The 18,484-nt window shown below is 56.4% G+C and carries 12 protein-coding genes and 3 pseudogenes; 5 read left to right on the top strand and 10 right to left on the bottom strand.

Going from position 1 to position 18,484, the window contains the following annotated elements; genetic code table 11:
* Positions 1 to 38 precede the first annotated feature (38 nt).
* On the top strand, positions 39 to 1,067 hold the full coding sequence (locus WNE31_RS17315; protein WP_349981206.1) for an Lnb N-terminal periplasmic domain-containing protein: 1,029 nt from the start codon (positions 39 to 41) through the stop codon (positions 1,065 to 1,067).
* Between the two features lie 13 nt (positions 1,068 to 1,080).
* On the opposite strand, the pseudogene WNE31_RS17310 reads toward WNE31_RS17315, so the two are convergent.
* From WNE31_RS17310 to WNE31_RS17275, 8 genes and pseudogenes are all read right to left on the bottom strand, one after another.
* Positions 1,081 to 2,394, bottom strand: a pseudogene (locus WNE31_RS17310) (FAD-dependent monooxygenase); the annotation flags it as partial.
* Positions 2,395 to 2,427: 33 nt separating this feature from the next.
* Positions 2,428 to 3,554, bottom strand: a protein-coding gene (locus tag WNE31_RS17305) for an IS3 family transposase (protein WP_349981205.1) whose coding sequence is annotated in 2 segments (ribosomal slippage) — positions 2,428 to 3,290 and positions 3,290 to 3,554 — 1,128 coding nt in all. Because the reading frame shifts where the segments join, the coding sequence is not laid out codon by codon here.
* A 515-nt stretch (positions 3,555 to 4,069) separates the two neighbouring features.
* On the bottom strand, positions 4,070 to 5,683 hold the full coding sequence (locus WNE31_RS17300; RefSeq protein WP_349981204.1) for an ABC transporter ATP-binding protein: 1,614 nt from the start codon (positions 5,681 to 5,683) through the stop codon (positions 4,070 to 4,072).
* Positions 5,680 to 6,591, bottom strand: coding sequence for a serine hydrolase (locus WNE31_RS17295; protein ID WP_349981203.1), 912 nt, complete (start codon positions 6,589 to 6,591; stop codon positions 5,680 to 5,682). The genes WNE31_RS17300 and WNE31_RS17295 overlap by 4 nt, the downstream gene beginning before the upstream one ends.
* 7 nt (positions 6,592 to 6,598) lie before the next feature.
* Positions 6,599 to 7,726: an ABC transporter permease gene (locus WNE31_RS17290; RefSeq protein WP_349981202.1), complete on the bottom strand. Its 1,128-nt coding sequence runs from the start codon at positions 7,724 to 7,726 to the stop codon at positions 6,599 to 6,601.
* Positions 7,719 to 8,657 carry an ABC transporter permease gene (locus WNE31_RS17285; RefSeq protein WP_349981201.1) on the bottom strand — a complete coding sequence of 313 codons (939 nt, stop codon included), beginning with the start codon at positions 8,655 to 8,657 and terminating at the stop codon, positions 7,719 to 7,721. The genes WNE31_RS17290 and WNE31_RS17285 overlap by 8 nt, the downstream gene beginning before the upstream one ends.
* A 69-nt stretch (positions 8,658 to 8,726) precedes the next feature.
* Positions 8,727 to 10,319: a peptide ABC transporter substrate-binding protein gene (locus WNE31_RS17280; protein WP_349981200.1), complete on the bottom strand. Its 1,593-nt coding sequence runs from the start codon at positions 10,317 to 10,319 to the stop codon at positions 8,727 to 8,729.
* A gap of 2 nt (positions 10,320 to 10,321) precedes the next feature.
* Entirely contained in the window at positions 10,322 to 11,128 is an 807-nt protein-coding gene (locus tag WNE31_RS17275; protein ID WP_349981199.1) for a gamma-glutamyl-gamma-aminobutyrate hydrolase family protein, read from the bottom strand.
* A 144-nt stretch (positions 11,129 to 11,272) separates the two neighbouring features.
* Here WNE31_RS17275 and WNE31_RS17270 point away from each other — a divergent pair, with 144 nt between their 5' ends.
* Positions 11,273 to 12,178 (top strand): LysR family transcriptional regulator, encoded by a 906-nt coding sequence (locus WNE31_RS17270; RefSeq protein ID WP_349981198.1) that lies wholly within the window; start codon positions 11,273 to 11,275, stop codon positions 12,176 to 12,178.
* A gap of 97 nt (positions 12,179 to 12,275) precedes the next feature.
* On the opposite strand, the pseudogene WNE31_RS17265 reads toward WNE31_RS17270, so the two are convergent.
* Positions 12,276 to 12,422, bottom strand: a pseudogene (locus WNE31_RS17265) (IS6 family transposase); the annotation flags it as partial.
* 407 nt (positions 12,423 to 12,829) lie between these two features.
* Between WNE31_RS17265 and WNE31_RS17260 the strand changes: the two are divergent.
* The 3 genes from WNE31_RS17260 (at position 12,830) to WNE31_RS17250 (ending at position 17,796) form a co-directional block, all read left to right on the top strand.
* Positions 12,830 to 13,789: a GlxA family transcriptional regulator gene (locus tag WNE31_RS17260; RefSeq protein WP_349981197.1), complete on the top strand. Its 960-nt coding sequence runs from the start codon at positions 12,830 to 12,832 to the stop codon at positions 13,787 to 13,789.
* 90 nt (positions 13,790 to 13,879) lie between these two features.
* Positions 13,880 to 15,382, top strand: a complete 1,503-nt coding sequence (locus tag WNE31_RS17255) for a trimethylamine methyltransferase family protein (RefSeq protein ID WP_349981196.1) — start codon at positions 13,880 to 13,882, stop codon at positions 15,380 to 15,382.
* Positions 15,379 to 17,796, top strand: coding sequence for a GcvT family protein (locus WNE31_RS17250; RefSeq protein WP_349981195.1), 2,418 nt, complete (start codon positions 15,379 to 15,381; stop codon positions 17,794 to 17,796). The genes WNE31_RS17255 and WNE31_RS17250 overlap by 4 nt, the downstream gene beginning before the upstream one ends.
* A 140-nt stretch (positions 17,797 to 17,936) precedes the next feature.
* Here WNE31_RS17250 and WNE31_RS17245 read toward each other — a convergent pair.
* Positions 17,937 to 18,395: pseudogene (locus WNE31_RS17245) on the bottom strand (DDE-type integrase/transposase/recombinase); the annotation flags it as partial.
* Positions 18,396 to 18,484 lie beyond the last annotated feature (89 nt).

Genomic DNA, 18,484 nt, shown 5'->3' with positions numbered 1-18,484 from the left:
TCACACTGACAAGGGCCACAGTCTGGAAACGGCCAAATATGAAACGGTTCGCGTCTTTCGTCTGCACCCTTGTCGCCTCACTGGCGCTACTGGCGTTCAGCCTGTGGGCGGCATTGGCCCTTTGGTTTCGTGTCCCGTTTGATGATCCGTTACGCCTGCTCTGTGCCGCTGTGTTTTTCTGCCTGGGCGCGGTGGTTTCAATACGGCCTTTCAAGCGATTGCCCCGCCTGCTGACCACAGCTTTTGGTCTGGTATCCGCCACGGTTCTGATCTGGTGGCTGTCGCTGGTGCCGCCCTCGACGGGTGATTGGGCGGCGGATGTAGCACGACAGACGACCGGCAGGCTGGAAGGAGACACGCTGATCCTGACGGACCAGCGCGACTTCAACTGGCGCAGCGACACCGATTTTGACGCCCGCTGGATTGAAAAGACCTATGATCTCAATTCACTTATCTCGACCGATCTGTTCCTGTCCTACTGGGGAAACCCAGCCATCGCCCACCTGATCGTCAGCTTCGGGTTCGAAAACGGAGAATACCTTGCGTGGTCGGTGGAAGTGCGCCGCGAAAAAGACAGCGGGTTCTCGCCCGTTGCTGACGCGTTTAAGGAACATACGCTTTCCATCCTTGCCGCCACTGAAACGGATGTCGTGGGTGTCAGGACCAATATTCGCAAAGAAGACGTGCAACTCTACCGGTTGCGTTTTGACAAGGAAACGGCGCGCGCGTTGCTTTTGAAATATGTCGAGGACGCCAATGCCCTTTCGCAATCGCCGCGCTGGTACAACTCGATCACGACGAACTGTACCACGGTGGTATTCCACATGATGCGGGCAATAGGAAAAGGACAACCCTTCGATTGGCGGATCATCGCAAACGGATACCTTCCGGAATATGGCTATGAACGAGGCTCGGTCTTCAACGCAATCCCGCTTGCGGATTTGCGGGAACGGTCGAAGATTTCCGAGAAAGGTCAGCAGGCTGGCCTGAATGCCCTATTCTCGGAAAAAATCCGCGAGGATGTTCCCGTGCAAAGCTCTGCCAACGGGCGCGCGCCAGAGCAGTGACTACATCGCCAACTCACGAAAAAATACCGCAGAAAAACTCTGAAAGCGCGTCAAACGCATTCAACGGCAGCACATGGGCAATGTACTGGTCCGGGCGAACAACGATCATGCAGCCCCGCTCGCGGTCAATGCCCCGCATATCGAAGATATCCCCCGCGCCCTTGTGATCGACACAGAAAACTTTCTCGTGGTCCTGTAGGCCCAGCTTGCCCTTGATCGGCTTAAGAAGCGACGGCATGTCCTCATAAGCAAGCTGCTCGAAGGTTTCCTGAAACACCGCACGCAAGTCAATCACGGCGTCGATATCTTCATCCTTGCGGGTGAATTGCACTACCGGAGAAGCCGGGTCGGTTTCAAGCCAATTGGCAAGGGTGTGAAGCGTACCTTGATCCTTGCCCGCAAAGGCATAAATCCGCCAACGCCCATCGGCCAAGGCCACATGGCCCAAATGCATCTGCTTGGCATCAGCCACGCGAACAACCGGCGCAGAATGGAAGCGCCGGCCAATTTCCTGCCCCTTGGCCAAATCCTGATACGTCGCCGCGCCGATCACGCGGGATTGGTCATATTTCACGGCCAGACCGCCAGTAAATTCCAGATTCTCCTTGAATGCACGCACGAAGCGCGGCTCGTCGCCACTGTCCAGTTCGCTTTCACCCGGCGGGGCCGACATGATGCGGGCCCATGCGTGATCCGTATCAATCAGCCGCTTGGCTTCAACCCAGCGTTCAGCGGAATACGAGTGTAGAAGGCTGGCATCGGCCCGCCCCTGAAGCACATGCGCGAGCTTCCAGCCAAGGTTGAAGGTATCCTGCATCGAAACATTCATGCCCTGCCCCGCCTTGGGGCTGTGGGTGTGGCAGGCGTCACCGGCGGTAAAGACACGCGGCGTGCGGGTCGCGGCCTCGCCTTCAGGCACATCATCGAAACGGTCCGTCAAGCGATGTCCGATCTCATAGATCGACCACCAGACCACCTCTTTCTCGTCGATCGTGTAGGGGGCCATGATCCGGTTGGCGGCTGCAATCATATCGTGTTGGCCAAAGCCACGTTCAGCAACCCGTTCATCTTCTCGCAGTTTGTCCAACTCGACATACATGCGGAACAGGTATCCCCCTTCGCGCGGCAGGATCAGGATATTGCCTTCGTGAGCCGAGGTGATCAAGCATTTCTGGCGCACGTCCGGGAAATCGGTATTGGCAAGAATGTCCATCACACCCCACGCCTGGTGCGCGGCATCCCCATGAAATTCGCCCCCGATGGCGAGACGCACGGTTGAACGCGCGCCATCGCACCCGACGACATAGTTCGCGCGGACGGTTCTGGTGAGCAGCCTCACCTGACTGGTCCAATTTGATTGTTAGTGCATTATCGGCCTGTGATCCATCGGGATGATGGTTTCCGGGGCCGGTGGGCGATACCCCAATGCACTGTGGGGCCTCTTTGTGTTGTAGTGTTTCCTCCATTGTTCGATCAGGATCTGAGCTTCACGAAAGCTGTAGAAGACTTTGCCATTGAGCAGTTCATCTCTCATTCGTCCGTTAAAGCTTTCGCAGTACCCGTTCTCCCAAGGCGATCCTGGTTCGATGTAGGCGGTCTTGGCTCCGACGGCAGCGATCCAGTCCCGAACCGCCTGGGCAACGAACTCGGGGCCATTGTCGGAGCGAATAAAGGCAGGAGCACCACGCAGGATGAACAAGTCCGTCAGAGCATCAATCACATCTGTCGAGTTCAGCTTGCGCTTCACACGGATCGCCAGGCATTCCCGGCTGAACTCATCGATGATGTTCAGCGTCCGGAAAACCTTTCCATCATCTGTCCGGCAGTGAACGAAGTCATAACTCCACACGTGATTGCGATACTCGGGCCGTAGGCGGACGCATGATCCGTCATTCAGCCAGAGCCGTCCCTTCTTCGGTTGTTTTACTGGAACCTTGAGCCCCTCCCGTCGCCACAGTCTTTCGACACGGTCATCACTGACCGACCAGCCCGCCTCTCTGAGCAGAGCCGCTATCCGACGATAGCCGTAGCGGCCGTACTGCCCGGCCAGTTCGGTCATGTCAGCAACCAACCGGTCCTCATCTGCACGGCCTCTCGGAACATGCCTTTGTGTCGAACGATGTTGCCCCAACACGCGGCAGGCCCTGCGCTCAGACACCTTGAACTGGCTGCGCACATGATCGATGCAAGCGCGACGACGAGCGGGGCTCAGAAGTTTCCCTTCGCAGCTTCCCTCAAGATCAGCTTGTCGAGCGTCAGGTCAGACACAGCTCGTCGCAGCCGTTCATTCTCCTTCTGGAGTCGCTTCAGTTCCTTCAATTGATCTACGCCCATTCCACCATAATGCTTGCGCCAGCGGTAATAGGTCTGTTCAACAACTCCGATCTGTCGGATCGCATCCAAACGAGGCATACCTTGCCCCATCAATACCTCAACCTGCCGTAACTTCGAGACGATCTCTTCGGGCTTCGGTCGCTTGTTCGCCATTCTCGGTCCTCCATTTCCTAAACATAGCGGTGGACCAGTTCAGTTGGGAAGGCTCAGTCGATGAGGTCTACCGCGAAAACATCCAACGGCTTTATGAACAAAGCACCTGGACGCCACCGTTTCACAATTTTGAGGGTACGCAGCTATTGCCGCGTGGCTCAAAGGGTATGAGCGAAACCGAGTGGCGCGAAATGCAACAAATGTGGGCGGAGTGGGACGACTGATCGCCCTACGCTTTGAGCTGAAGCGAAGCCATGGTTGCCGGCCAAGGTGGCTCGATTTCTGATTTATGTCACTCGGCAAGTTCCAACTTGGTTTGAGCAAGGCTGCAAACGAGTGATGCTATTGCATGTCTGTGGCGTGGGTCGCTGTCTTCGCGAAGAGCGGGGCACTGACGGTACTGCGTCAGGGCATGGATGTGGCCGGCGTACGCCTGACCACAACCTTGACCGGCACCAGAAAACAGCTCAGTTTCCCCAGGCCAATCTCGCTTTCGCGAAACTGAGCTGATTACGTCAAATCGGGTCGGCGACCGTGAGATCAAAGGCGGCCGACAGCAACTGACGTGCATATGCAGTCTTGGGATTTCGGATTGTCTCTTCCGTGGGGCCGCGTTCAACCACCTTGCCACTTTGCATGATGATCAATTCATCTGCCACGGCGCGCACCACCTTAAGGTCATGGGATATAAACACATAGGTAAGACCCAACGTTCTCTGAAGGCTGCGCAATAGTTCGAGCACCTGCACCTGAACAGAAACATCTAGTGCAGATGTCGGTTCGTCCAGAATGATCAGCTTCGGCTCCAGCACAACGGCCCGCGCGATGGCGATACGCTGACGCTGTCCTCCGGAAAACTCGTGCGGATAGCGTTGCACATGCGCCGCGTCGAGCCCGACCTGATGCAAAAGGCGTGCGGCGATTTCATAGCGTTCCGTCTTGGAGAGTTCAGGGCGGAAGACCAGCAAGGGTTCCGTGATGAACTCACCAATCGGCATGCGTGGCGAAAGAGCGCCATAGGGGTCCTGAAAGACAACCTGCATGTTGCGTCTCACAGGCCGCAATCCAGCGTCATCCAGACCGTTCACACTGTCACCCAGAAAGACCACCTTGCCCTGCGATTTCACAATTTGAAGGATGGCTTTGGCGAGGGTCGACTTTCCTGACCCTGACTCGCCGACAACACCCAAAGTCTGACCGCGCCGCAGTCTGAGCGAAATGTCGTCCACCGCCCGAACCACTTTCTTGCCCCCCAGAAACCCCTTTTTCTGAGAATAGGTCACACGCAGGTTTTCGACGTCCAGAATAACCGGGGCGTCTTCTCCAACTGGTGTTTTGTGACCCTCGGGCTCAGAGTTCAGCAGGTGGCGGGTATACGCATCCTGTGGATTGTTAAAAACCTCTTGCACAGGGCCCCGTTCAACAACCACCCCACGGTTCATAACCAGAACGCGATCGACAAAGGACCGGACAATCCCGAGGTCGTGGGTAATGAACAGAATCGCCATGCCATAGCGGTCCTGCAACTCTTTCAAAAGCGCGAGAATTTGCGCTTGGGTCGTTACATCCAAGGCCGTCGTTGGCTCATCCGCGATCAACAGTTCCGGGTTGTTGGCAATCGCCATAGCGATCATCACCCTCTGCCGCTGTCCCCCAGACAACTGATGCGGATAGGCGTTCAGCCGCGCCTCGGGGTCCGGCATATGCACCTGCTCCAAAAGCGCCAGTGCCTGCTGTCGGGCCTCTGCCCTGCTCACCTTGTTGTGGATGCGGATATTCTCGATCATTTGCCGACCAATCGTGGCCAGCGGATTGAGCGAAGTCATCGGTTCCTGAAAAATCACCGAAATACGATTACCGCGGATCGCCCGTAACTGCCTGGGAGACAAAGACAGCAGGTCTTCTCCGAAGACACTGATCTGCCCGTTCAACCGATCCGCCAGCTCGGCCGGCAACAGTTTGATCAGCGACATGGCGGTCACAGACTTGCCAGAGCCGGATTCACCCACGACGGCCAATGTTTCGCCCGCTGCAATCTCAAAGGATACCTCCGACAGGATTTGCAATGGGCCATTGGGCGTAGGAAGCGCCAGTGACAAGTTGCTTGCTTTTACAATCGGACGTGTCATGTCATTTGCTCTGTCAGTAGGTGGAGGGCCGCTCCGATATAGGGCAGAACTTCGGTGCTTTCGGCTGCCGCGACACCTTTGGTAAATGCCGCAGCGACGCAGCTTGCCCCGTTCTCAAGTTCAAATGCGATCACGTCGTGTCGGGTCTCGCTGGTCAGACCGGCTTTGGACCAAACCCGTGTTGTGGCGGGTAAGTCCTGAGCCAGAAAGCCCTCGATCTGATCAGGGGGTTGGCCGGGGTCGCGTGGCCCGCTCCGCTCCCAGTCACGCCACAGCAGATCGCGCATCGCCTGACTGGCCGTTGGCGACACGCTTTGGCCAGTCATAATGTCGTGAAGCAGCGTGGCAGCGGCCAAAGGCGTCATCAGGTTACCACCATGCTTTCGCACGGCCTTTTCACGGCCATAGGGGCTTTCTTCATAGGTGCCGTGCCATAGTCTCAGCCCTTCGTAAGCGGGCTCTTGCAAGTCATCGAAATAAGCCTGAACCGTTTTTCGACGCGCCCACCAATCAGCCATCGCCGCGTCATCCAAAATCGCACCGTTCTCGGTTCCCGTCAGCCGCGAAAGCACATAACAGGTGGCTTCGTTGCTGGAATAGCGGATCATCGCGGCAATCGCCCTCTGGTCCTCAGCATCCAGTGTCACATGTCCCGCTTCTTCAAACGCATGCGCAGCAGCCAAGTAGAACAGCTTGCAGACCGAGGCTGGGTAAAACGGCGTCTTGGCTCCAATGGCATTGACTGCGCCGTCAACATACCGCCCTGCATGATTTGCGAGAGGTGTTTCATAGAGACGAAACGTCAGCCCGACATCCTCATTGCTCACAATGTGACCAAACCGGCCCAACACGTCGTTGATCAGCGCGTTCCCTGCGGCAGCCATCTTGTTTTGACTCGTTTCCGACATGGCCGTTCTACCTTTTGGGATCAATGGCATCGCGCATCGAGTCACCGACGAAATTGATGCACATAACCGTTAAAATCAGGAAAATGCCGGGAAAGATCAGCAACCACGAAGCGGTCTCCATCCGCCTTGCCCCGTCAGCGATCAATACCCCCCAGCTGGCCATCGGCTCCTGCACGCCAAGCCCTAGAAACGACAGGAAACTCTCTGCAAGAATGACCGCCGGCATGTTCAGCGTCGCATAGACGACAACTGGTCCCATGACATTGGGCAGCACATGGCGACGCAGGATCGACCACATGGGCAACCCGGCAACCCGTGCCCCGGTGACGAATTCGGCCTGCATCAGTGACATGGTCTGACCGCGAACGATCCGCGCCATGGTCAGCCATTCCACCGCACCAAGCGCCACAAACAACAAGAGGATATTGCGCCCAAAGAACGTAACCAGCACGATGACAAAGAACATCAGCGGAATGCCATAGAGGATATCCACGAACCGCATCATGACCGCGTCCGTCCGTCCGCCAACATATCCCGCGATGGCGCCATACATGACCCCAATGACGATCGAGGTCAGTGTCGCGGCAATCCCGATCAGGATGGATATGCGCCCCCCGGCCATGATCCGGGCCAACAGGTCGCGCCCATTCTCATCAGTGCCAAAGACAAAGTACTGCCTATTGATGGCAGCGGTGATTTCGAGCTGTTTTCCGTCTTCGGACTGCGTAATGATTTGCGGTTCCTGAAACATCGAACCCAGTGCGAATGCTTTGTTCAAGGTTTCGACCTTGATCGGTTTGCGCGCTGTGATCGTCGCCGAGACAGCATCTTCAGCGACCTCAAGAGACTCGACCTGATAGCGCCCAGCCCGCATCAACCTCGAAAACGCCTTCTCCGTCATCGGCTGATCCGGATAGGCGGTCAGGCTGGGCGGCACGAGGATGTATTCACGATAAACCGTTGCATAGCTGTGCGGATAGATCAGCGGCGCTACAAAGGACACTGCGGCAATCACCGCCAGTATGGCCAAGTTGATAACCGCGAAACGGCTTGACAGGAAACGGGCAAAGGCCAGCTGCCACAGGCTTTTCCCGACAACCACGTTGGTCTGTGAGAGTGTCACGCCATCACTCATTGCCCGTCTCCCGGATACGCGGATCGATCAGCACATAAAGAAGATCGGCCACAAAATTGAACAGCATGATGAATGTCGTGTAGACGATCACCGTCCCCATCACGAGCGGATAGTCCCGGTCGAGGGCGCCTTGCACGAAATGTCGGCCCAGCCCCTCAATGGCAAAAACCCGTTCTATCACCACCGATCCGGTCAGGATCGCCGCCATGGCCGGACCGAGATACGAGATCACCGGAAACAGGGATTGGCGAAAGGCGTGGTTGGATACCACAAGCAGTGGATGTTGCCCCTTGGCATGCGCTGTACGGATATGCATCTGGGTCAGCACATCTGCCATGGAACCACGCATGAGGCGGGCAATAATACCGATCTGCGGGATGGCCAGCGCAACCACCGGAAGGGTCAGGTAATAGAAACCGCCATCCCCCCAACCCGCCACGGCGAACCACTTCAGATGAACCGCAAGCACCAGCGACATAAGCGGTGCGAGAATGAAAGTCGGGATCGCGATACCCGCCAAAGAAAACGCCATCAGCGTCTGATCCAACCAGCCGCCCATGCGTACGGCCGCCAGCGCCCCCAAAAGAACCCCCAACACCAACGACACGCCGATCGCCGCCAGCCCAATCTGCATGGAGGCCCAAAGCCCCTGAAAGACCAGGTCTGATACCGAGAAATCCGAGTAGATCATCGACGGGCCGAAATCGCCCCGGGTTAATCCCTTCACGTAGATCCAGAACTGCTCGATCAGTGATTTATCGAGGTGGAATTTCTGCTTGAGATTGGCCATCACCTCGGCGGGCAACCGACGTTCCTGGTCAAACGGTCCACCCGGCGCCAAGCGCATCAGAAAGAACGACACCGTTATCGTCAGGGCCAATGTCAGAAACGCCGAGAAAGCCCTGCGTATCAGAAGTATGAGGATGTTCATCCATGTCCCCCAGAAGGTGTCAAAATCGCCCACCCGGAAAAGGGCGGGCGACAGGGCTCAGAGTATCACTTACTTGAACGCGATATAGCGCGAGGGGTGCATCGCATAGGGGTTGTTACCCCAGCCCGTCAACTGCGGATTCACAAGGCGTACCGAATTGTAGTGATACAGTGGAACGATTGTATCGACTTCCATCAGACGCGCCTCTGCCGCGGCGAGTCCAGCCATCCGTTTCGCGGTATCGGTTTCTGCCAATGCGGCGTTCATCAGGGCATCATAGGTTTCATCGATATTTCCGTTCACATCAGCGACCAGCGGCCCCATGTAAAGTTCAAGGAACACGACCGGATCAGGGTAGTCAGCAACCCAGCTGTCGCGCGCCAGACCATATTCACCCCGCGCTGAGATCAGCCAATCCCAATAGGCAGAGCTGTCCCGATTGTACGGCGAGGCGTCGATATAGATTTCACCCAACATGTCCGCCAAGGCCACCGCACTTTTCCGATGCAACTCGGAACTGTTGAAGTTGATGGTAAATTCGAGCTTTTTGTCGGGGCCATATCCGGCCTCTTCCATCAGTTTTCGCGCTTCTTCCAGCCGCTCGATATAGGACAGGTCGGCCCAGTCGGCGCTCGCGTTTTCGTATCCTGGAATTCCCGGAGGAACCAAACCGAATGCAGGCTGTTCTCCCGTTTGCAGAATGTCCTCGGTCAGGGCAAAACGGTCGATCGCCATATTGATCGCACGACGTACACGGCTGTCCTGAATGGCAGGGGTCGCATGCCCCAGATCGTACCACTCGGTCCCAAGGATCGTGGCATTCTGTACAGCCTCGGGCATGTTCTGGCTGGCCCAGGCGTTGTTGTCGCCTTGCGAGCCGCGGGTGATGTCCACCTCGCCGGCACGGAACTTGCGCACGGCGGTCGCTTCGTCCGTGATCTGGTAGTAGTACACCTTGTCCAGTGCGACCTCGGCGGCATCCCAGTAAGCTTCGTTCTTCGTCAGAAGAGCAAACTCTTTGGGACGGGACTCCGTCAACAGAAACGGCCCGTTCGAGATCAGTTTGCCCGGCTGGGCGTATTCGCTTCCCAACGCGCTGACCGAAGCCTGATGAAGGGGCAGCATCGCCGTCGTCGTCACCACATCAAGGAAATACGAGGTCGGGCTGCTCAATGTGATTTTGAGCGTCTTGTCGTCAATGGCCTCAGCGCCGATGGTGTCCGGGTCGGCGGATTCACCTTTGTTGAAAGCCTTGGCACCGGTGATTGGATAAAGTGTGCTGGCATATTTAGACGCCAGTTCCGGCGACAAAATCCGGCGGATTGCAAACACAAAGTCACCTGCGGTGACCGCATCACCATTCGACCACTGGCTATCACGCAACTTGAACGTGTAGATCAACCCGTCTTCGCTGACATCCCAGCTTTCAGCGACGCCCGGCTTGATGTTTCCGTCCGCATCGCGGATCAGCAACCCATCGAACAAGTCCGCTGCAAACTCGTGCTCTGCCAGCAAGTGCATCTTTTGAATATCGAGTGTTTTTAACTCAACACCCATGTCACGATTCAAAACCGTCTCGGCCTGCGCCGCCCCAAAGGTTCCGCTTGTACCCAAAAGCGCCAGAACAGCGGCAGCCTTCAGGGATTTTGATAGATAGAACATCTTCATCCTCCTGTTCGGTTCTTGTTACCGGCCGTCCCGGTGGCCAGCATGTCAGTTTCCTGGGTCAACGCACTGACGGAACAGGCACTGACAAATGCTTGAATGATGCGTCGATCATGCTCTGTGCCTGCATATTCAGGGTGCCACTGCACCCCTAGGCAAAACCGATGACGCGAGCTTTCGATCCCCTCTACGACGCCGTCTCCGGCAACCGCGTTGATAACGGCACCCGAGCCTGCCGGGCCCAAAAGCGCCTGATGATGCGAGGTATTTGTCGTTATGTCGTTTGTTCCGCAGATTTCCGCCAAAAGCGTACCCGGCTGTACTTGCACCGCGTGGCCCGTCGCTCCGACAAGCAGATCGTGCAGCTTTTGTCCCGGATTGTGATCCAGTGCGTTTTCGATCTCATCCGGAATGTGCTGCACGATACCCGTGCCCAGAATGACGCCCAGCAACTGATGTCCACCACAGATGCCAAGTACCGGCATGTCCCGCTTCAAGGCTTCGCGGGCCAATGCCAGCTCAAACTCGGTCCGTCCCGGCTTGAGACGCACCGTCGGGTGAATACCCGACTGACCGAACATCTCGGGGGAAATATCAAATCCACCACCCGTGACAACGATCCCGTCGACCATGTCCAAATAGTCGAAAACGAGGTCAGGCTGATGCGGCAAGGCAACGGGAATTCCGCCCTCGTTCGCAAGGCTGCCGCAATAATTTTGGCGCAGCGCGTACCAAGGGCTGGACGCGTAGCCTCCCGCATCTTCCGAGTCGAGCGTTACGCCAATAATCGGTCTTGTCTTGGTCACTCCTACCTCCAGAAGAGAAATCGCCGACAGGGTCGTCGTGCTTTGGTCTACAAAAAGCTAGCGACAACACCTCCATCCAGCAAATGACAAAACTTCCTCATCCTATTCATTTCTGATATGGGTCAAGAAAAGGATAGCTCACTCATGCCCATCTCGTTCCGACAAATCGAAGTCTTCAGATCCGTTATGATGGCAGGCAGCGTGACGGCCGCAGCAAGGTTGATGAACTCTTCGCAACCCACGGTCAGCCGCGACCTCAAGCGCCTTGAAGATCTTGCTGGTTTCTCCTTGTTTCATCGGCGCGGAGGAAAGCTGTATCCTACCACGCAGGCCCTTTCATTGCTGGAACAGGTCAAGCGGTCCTATCGAGGGCTGGACAATATTCAGCGCACGATCACCGCCCTGCGCCAAAACGAACTGGGCAGCGTCACCATTACCTGCCTACCTGCGCTTGCGCAGTCGATGCTTCCTGCGGCCCTCGCCCAGTTTCACAGCAAACCGCGTCAGATTACCGTGGCCATCGAAACGGCTGACTTGCTGGATGAAAAGATATCGGATCGCGCGTTCGATCTCGGAATCGTCGAAGTCGAACGCGCCTTACCGGGGACAATCGCTGAAACATTGGTAGAAGTTGACGAGGTCTGCGTCCTTCCCACAGCGCATCCCTTGGCCACCCAATCCGAGATTGCGCCCGAGGATTTGCACGGGCAGGACTTCGTCTTTCTTTCACCGACCGACCCTTATCGAAAGCGATTGGACGAGGTATTTGCCGCGGCCAATGTCGAGCGTCGCATCGCGGCCGAGTCGACAAGTGCTGCTACGGCCTGCGCCCTTGTGCGTCGGGGGTTTGGTATTGCCATCGTCAATCCGTTCAGCGCCTTCGACCTACAGGATGAAAACATGATTGTCCGCCGCTTCACGGTCAGTTCGCCGTTTCGGGTGACGCTGTTGCGCCCTGCCAACCGTGCCTTACCCCCACCCGTTGAAGAATTGATCGAAGCACTGCGCACAACCTGCTCCGACGTGAAAGCCAGAGTTGAAGCGCTCTGAGATTGAACAACACACGAGCATTTCATCGACCGAATGCGAAAGGCGCTTGCCGACGAATGCGAACTTGTCTCGGGCAAGTGTCAGACGGATTCGACCCGGTTTCTGTTTGGACTGTGTGACTGTCCCTATGCAAGAGATCCTCAACATTGCGAAGCGCAAGCGGAAATCTAATATATATCATCCCTGCCAATCACATGATCTCCGGACCGGTTTTGAAGTAGCGGAATGGTGAGCGTTTGGTCATCGCGAGACGCTATGTGCCCCCCATCTCAAGCCAGTTTCTCCGACAAGACCCTGCGCCTCGATTGAGATCGCTTCTTGCAGATTTCAGCAGCGAACTTTGGGAAAACTGGCTGCCATCGAAAGCGCACTGTGTCATTGCTTGCGTTGATGAGTCGTGCGTGCAGCAAGTCTTTCACAGTTTATGGGAAAGCAGAAACCGGCGGTACATCACGACTGCCAGGCGGATGAATTCTGGCGCGGCATGGAGACAGGAGATGGGCAATTTCGCGGTCATGCCCGAACACTACTTCTCCACCTTTCTCACCCCAAGGGTCAATACTCTGACAAAGCCTCGGCTGTCCTTGCTGCTTGACAACACTTAGTTTGACTAGGGTAATGCTCACGGCTTTTCAAAATAGGAACTTCGTCGTGAACAAAACATGCGGTTCCAAGACACACTTTGTCTTTGTCGTCGAAAACGGCTTCACGATGCAGGCGTTTTCCTCGGCTGTCGAAGTTCTGCGTGTCGGGCGAAAGCTTGGAGCCACAGACCTTTTTTCGTATTCCGTTTGCGCCCTGGAACACGAACCTGTGGTGGCTTCCAACGACATCGCAATTGTTCCTGATGGGAACATCAACAATCTGCCCAAAAACGCCATTCTGGTCATCGTATCAGGTGCGGGCGCGGACAGGCATCCCAACCCCGCGTTGATTGCCAAATTGCGGTATTGGTCCCGGCAGAACCGTCCGATCTGGGCGTTGTCTTCGGGCGTCGTTCGGCTCGCCCAGGCAGGCCTTATTGATGACTGCACAGTTGCGCCTCATTGGGAAGATGTGCCGTATCTGAGAGAGCATCATCCAAAAGTCGGGATATCTACTTCGCTATTTGTTGATAACGGACGCCATCCAACCTGCTCAGGCGGGGGAGCGGCGGCAGATCTGATGCTGAGGTTTGTTGAGCACAACGCCCCATCAGGAATGGTAGAGGACATTGCATCACGCTTGGTGATAGATGGTGTTCGGGATGGACGGCTCAGACAGTCGTTGCCCGCCCAAATGCGCTTTGAAACATCGAACAAGACGGTTTTTGCCGCGGTTCGCCTTATGGAGAGAAACCTCTTTGATGCTCTCTCGTTGCATGAGATTGCCCGCGAAGTCGGAGTCTCACAACGCCAGTTGGAACGCCTGTTCCGCACGGAGTTTCAAAAAACACCATCCAAGGTTTACGCGGAGCTTCGTATGGATGAAGCGCGGCAAGAGGTTTTGGCGGGGCACCGCTCCTTGATCGATATTGCGATGGATTACGGATATCAGGCAGGAAATTTCAGCAAGGTCTATTGTCGTGTCTTCGGTGTGCTTCCATCTGAAGATCGAAAAAACTGCCCCTGATATGTCGTAATGTGGCGGCATTGACGTCGAGAATGACCGCTTAGAGTTCGGCCTAGTTACCTACCTTCGAAATGATTGACGGAGGTAGACATGGCCAAAAGAAGACAGCGGCGCAGAAATCGCGGCGCGCCAAGCTTATCAGGAAAGACCGCGCCTGTGCGGTCTAGCCTGGCGCCGGTTTCCATCCTCAGTTCAGATCAGGTCGAGGCGATCCATGACGCATCCCTGAGAGTGTTGCAGGAAACTGGTATCGAGATCATGTCGGCACCTGCGCGCGCCCTGTTCAGGGAAGCCGGGGCCGAAGTGGACGAGGCGTCGGAGCGTGTGCGCCTTGCGCCGGAACTTGTCGAAGCCCAGATTGCGACCTGCCCGTCAGAGTGGGTTTTTCATGCCCGCAACCCTGCGCGCAATGTCCCGATCGGCGGCAATTGGCTGGCATACTGCAACGCCACGACTCCCCCTTATGTCAGCGGGCCCGGGCTCCAACGACAGCCGGGCAGCTTGGAGACTTTCACAAAAGCAGTGCAGCTTTGCCAGTCCATCGACCAGATGCATTTCTTTTACGGCTATCCGGTTGAACCCCAGGATCTGCCCGTCATTTCCCGCCACCTCGATGCCTATCACACGTTGGCCACGCAATCCGACAAGGTGTGGCGCGCCTATGCCTTGTCGGACATGACCGATGCGATGGAAATCGCCCGCATCGCGAGGGGCGTGAGCGCCGAACAGTTCGAGGCGGAACCCAGCCTCATGCTGAATTGCAACACCAACTCTCCTTTGAAGATCGACGAGCCGATGTGCAACGGATTGATCGCGATGTCATCTCGGGGTCAGCCGGTAGTGATCTCGGCATTCACCATGGCCGGTGCCATGGCGCCGATCACCATGGCCGGCGCGCTGGTCGAACAGAATGCCGAATGTCTGGCCGGTATGGTCCTGACCCAGTTGGTGAAACCGGGGGCACCTGTAATCTATGGCGCCTTCACATCGAATGTGCACATGCGCTCGGGGGCCGTGGCGCTTGGCACCCCGGAATATGCCCAGGCGGCAATTGCCGGAGGACAACTCGCCCGCCGTTATGGCGTGCCCTACAAATCATCCAACGTAAACAGCTCGAACGCGCCTGACGCGCAGGCGGCCTACGAAAGCATGAACGCACTCTGGGCAACGCATATGGGCCATTGCAACGTGATGGCGCACGGAATCGGCTGGTTGGAATCCGGTCTGACCTTCAACTTCGAGAAAGCGGTGATCGATGCAGAAATGCTGCGCATGATGCAGGCTCTGGTCTCTCCTATGGATCTTTCGAATGAAGCACTTGGCGTTGAAGCCATCGCTCGGGTCGGACCGGGCGGACATTTCTTCGCGGACCCGATGACGCTGGATCGCTATGAAACCGCCTTCTGGGAGCCAATGCTGAGCGACTGGAAACCCTATGACGGCTGGGTCGAAGCTGGCGCAAAGGACGCCACAACACGGGCGGGCGAAATCGCCACACAGCTGTTGAACGAATTCGAAGCGCCGCCGATGGAAGCTTCAATCCGCGAAGAACTCGACACCTATGTCGCCAAGCGCAAAGAGGAACTGCTATGACCACTCATGCTCGGATCATCATAATCGGTGGCGGAATCGTTGGTGTTTCGACACTCTATCACTTGGCCAAAGCAGGTGAAAAGGATGCGCTGCTGTTGGAACGCCGCGAACTGACGGCGGGGGCTACCTGGCACGCAGCCGGAAACGTTCACACGCAAAGCGCCTATGCCAACCTCTCGGCTCTTCAGGCGTACTCGCTGCGTCTGTACGATGGCCTGGCCGAGGAAGTCGGCCAAGAGGTTGGCAGCCACGTTGTCGGGGGCTTTTTTCTCGCGCAAACCAAAGAACGGATGGAAGAGTTCAAGCACCTTGCCGGTAAGTTCCGCGCGCTGGGACTGGAATATGAACTGGTCTCCCCGTCCGAGATGAAAGATAAATACCCATTGCTTAATGTTTCCGACCTTGAAGGCGGCGCATGGGATCCCGAAGAAGGCTATGTCGACCCATACTCGGTCACGATGGGGCTGGCGGCAGGCGCGCGGAAATACGGCGGCAAAATCCGTCGTAACACGCAGATTGACAACATCATGCGTTTACCTTCCGGCCATTGGCGATTGACCGCGGGCGACGAGGTGTTTGAATGTGAGATCATCGTCAACTGCGCGGGTTTCTGGGCAAATGAAGTCGCCGAAATGGTCGGCACCCGCCTTCCAATCACCAATATGGAACACCAGTATCTGGTAACGGATACCATGCCCGAGGTTGAAAAACTTGGGTATGAGCTCCCGATGATCCGCGATTGCGACAGCCAGTATTACCTGCGCCAAGAGGGTCACGGCCTGCTCCTTGGCCCCTGGGAGCAGGATTGCCGGCTTGCCTGGCAGCGCGACAAAGGCCGCGCGCCGTGGTCTTTTGGGCAGGAGTTGTTCGAAGACGACTGGGAACGTCTGGAAGACGGTCTGGCTGCGATTTTCCATCGTATTCCGGCTCTCGAAAGCACAGGCATCAAGCGCGGTGTGAATGGCGCGATCAGCTTTGCCCCGGACGGACGCCCGATCATAGGACCTATGCCGGGCGTGCCGGGGTTCTTTGTGGCGTGCGGTTTTCTAGGAGGGATCGCGCAAGGCGGCGGGATTGGTCTCGCGATGAGCCAATGGATCTTGGAAGGTGAAAGCGAACTGGATCTGCATTTTATCGATGTTGCCCGTTTCGGTGACTGGACAACGCGCGAATTCGCCCGCGAGCGCACCCATGAAATCCTGCCGATCCGATATGAGTTGATCTATCCCGGCATTGAACGAAAAACCGGGCGACCTCTAAAGACGACTCCAATCTATGCCGATTTGCTAAGCCGCGGTGCGGTCATGGGACAGGCCTATGGATGGGAGCGCCCGCTCTGGTACGCACCTGACGGTGTCGAACCCAAGGATGAACCCAGTTTCCAGAGGCCCAATTGGTGGGACCATGTTGGCGACGAGGCCAAGGCAATGGCCAAAGGATGCGGTCTTTCGGAAATGTCATCTTACGGAAAGTTCCGGATTTCCGGCCCGGACGCAGAAGCCTTCCTGAACCATATCGGTTCCGCCAAGGTACCGAGCAAACCGGGCCGCATGGCACTCTCTCTGATGCTGAATGACCGCGGCGGTATTGTGGGGGATATCACCATCGAAAATTCTGGCGAGGGCAGTTTCTATTGCGTAGGCGCGACACTGGGCGTGGCGCTTTATCAGCGTTGGATGGAGGATCACACAGGTGATCTTGATGTGGTGATCGAAAACATAACCGACCACTATGCCGCCATCGGTATCGCAGGGCCAAATTCCCGGGCTTTGCTGAACGCATTATCTGGTGGCGCTTTTGAAGACTTCCCATTCATGACTTCTAAGGAGGTTGAGATCGGGCGCGTACGTTGCAAAGCGATACGCATCTCTTTCTCCGGTGAATTGGGTTGGGAGCTCCATTGCCCCATGCTGAACCAGAAGGCGTTGTTTGATGCGCTGATGGAAGAAGGGAACAATCACGGGTTGGTTCTGATGGGTGGGAGAGCCATGGGGATGCTCAGGCTTGAAAAGGGTTATCGCAGTTGGGGGGCGGAAATGACTCCGGAAATCACGCCTCACGCTGCTGGGCTGGAACGGTTCTGCTCTTCCAAGAAGGACTACATCGGCCGCGCGGCCGTTGATCGACAGCGTCGCACACCACCGAAAAAACGCCTTGTTACACTAGAGGTCGACCCCGCAGCCCCCCCGTGCTGGGGTACCGAACCGGTTCTGAAGAACGGTGAACTGATCGGCTATGTCACTTCGGGTGGCATGGGCTGGCGCAGCGGCAAGATGCTAGCCGTGGCCTTTGTCGAGGCAGCTGAGGTGCAGACAGGAGGGGCGCTTGAGGTTCAGGTCTTGAAAAAAACCTATTCAGCAACTGCCGCCGCCGACCCGATCTACGATCCGAACAACGAATTTCTCTTGGGATAAACGCCATGACATCTTTTCCTTCTCACGCCTCTGTTGTTGTGATCGGTGGCGGCATCATGGGATGCTCGACGCTCTATCACCTTGCTAGGTGCTGTCAGACCGATTCGAACTAGTCTCAGCTTGGACAGAAATGCTGCCCTTTATTCTGCGCAGAGACCGCGCCACTCGGCGAGACCAGCGGCACGGTTCAGCTTGAAATGGGGTCTGGAATAGAGGCTGCGTTCCAAATTGAAGAGGTTGAGGGCAGAAGCGTGGACGGAAGCAAATTTCTGCAGACTTCGCAATCTCCTGAAACGCTGCATTGCCCTCTCCCTTCGTCGAAATGGCAGATGAGAATTCTCGGCCCGATTGTTTAGCCAGCGGCCAGTTTCCTGTCGGTCTGCATTACCGATTTCCTTCATCAAGGCACCGTAGGAGCGGAGTTTGTCAGTTACGATGACTTCGGGTCGACCAAATCTGCACATTGATTTCTTGAGAGTTTTCAATGCCGCCTTCTTATCCCTCCTCTTTGTCACAAAGCTTTCCGGGACTTCACCTTCGTGATCGACGGCCCGCCAAAGGTAGTGCCGTTCGCCGTTAGTCTTCACGAACATCTGATCCTCCCCCACTGAAGTGGTCCGCCCCTATAGTTGGGAAACGGAGGATCAAACATGGGAATCAAACGACACAAGCCGGAAGAGATTGTCAC

It is taken from the genome of Shimia fortis (assembly GCF_040225985.1).
Classification (GTDB): domain Bacteria; phylum Pseudomonadota; class Alphaproteobacteria; order Rhodobacterales; family Rhodobacteraceae; genus Shimia.
This window is presented reverse-complemented; position numbering and strand designations above follow the sequence as displayed.

Coding starts and splice junctions, on each gene's coding strand:
- WNE31_RS17290 (WP_349981202.1), bottom strand. CDS start 7,726: ATGAGTGATGGCGTGACACTCTCACAGACCAACGTGGTTGTCGGGAAA.
- WNE31_RS17250 (WP_349981195.1), top strand. CDS start 15,379: ATGACCACTCATGCTCGGATCATCATAATCGGTGGCGGAATCGTTGGT.
- WNE31_RS17270 (WP_349981198.1), top strand. CDS start 11,273: ATGCCCATCTCGTTCCGACAAATCGAAGTCTTCAGATCCGTTATGATG.
- WNE31_RS17295 (WP_349981203.1), bottom strand. CDS start 6,591: ATGTCGGAAACGAGTCAAAACAAGATGGCTGCCGCAGGGAACGCGCTG.
- WNE31_RS17300 (WP_349981204.1), bottom strand. CDS start 5,683: ATGACACGTCCGATTGTAAAAGCAAGCAACTTGTCACTGGCGCTTCCT.
- WNE31_RS17255 (WP_349981196.1), top strand. CDS start 13,880: ATGGCCAAAAGAAGACAGCGGCGCAGAAATCGCGGCGCGCCAAGCTTA.
- WNE31_RS17315 (WP_349981206.1), top strand. CDS start 39: ATGAAACGGTTCGCGTCTTTCGTCTGCACCCTTGTCGCCTCACTGGCG.
- WNE31_RS17280 (WP_349981200.1), bottom strand. CDS start 10,319: ATGTTCTATCTATCAAAATCCCTGAAGGCTGCCGCTGTTCTGGCGCTT.
- WNE31_RS17285 (WP_349981201.1), bottom strand. CDS start 8,657: ATGAACATCCTCATACTTCTGATACGCAGGGCTTTCTCGGCGTTTCTG.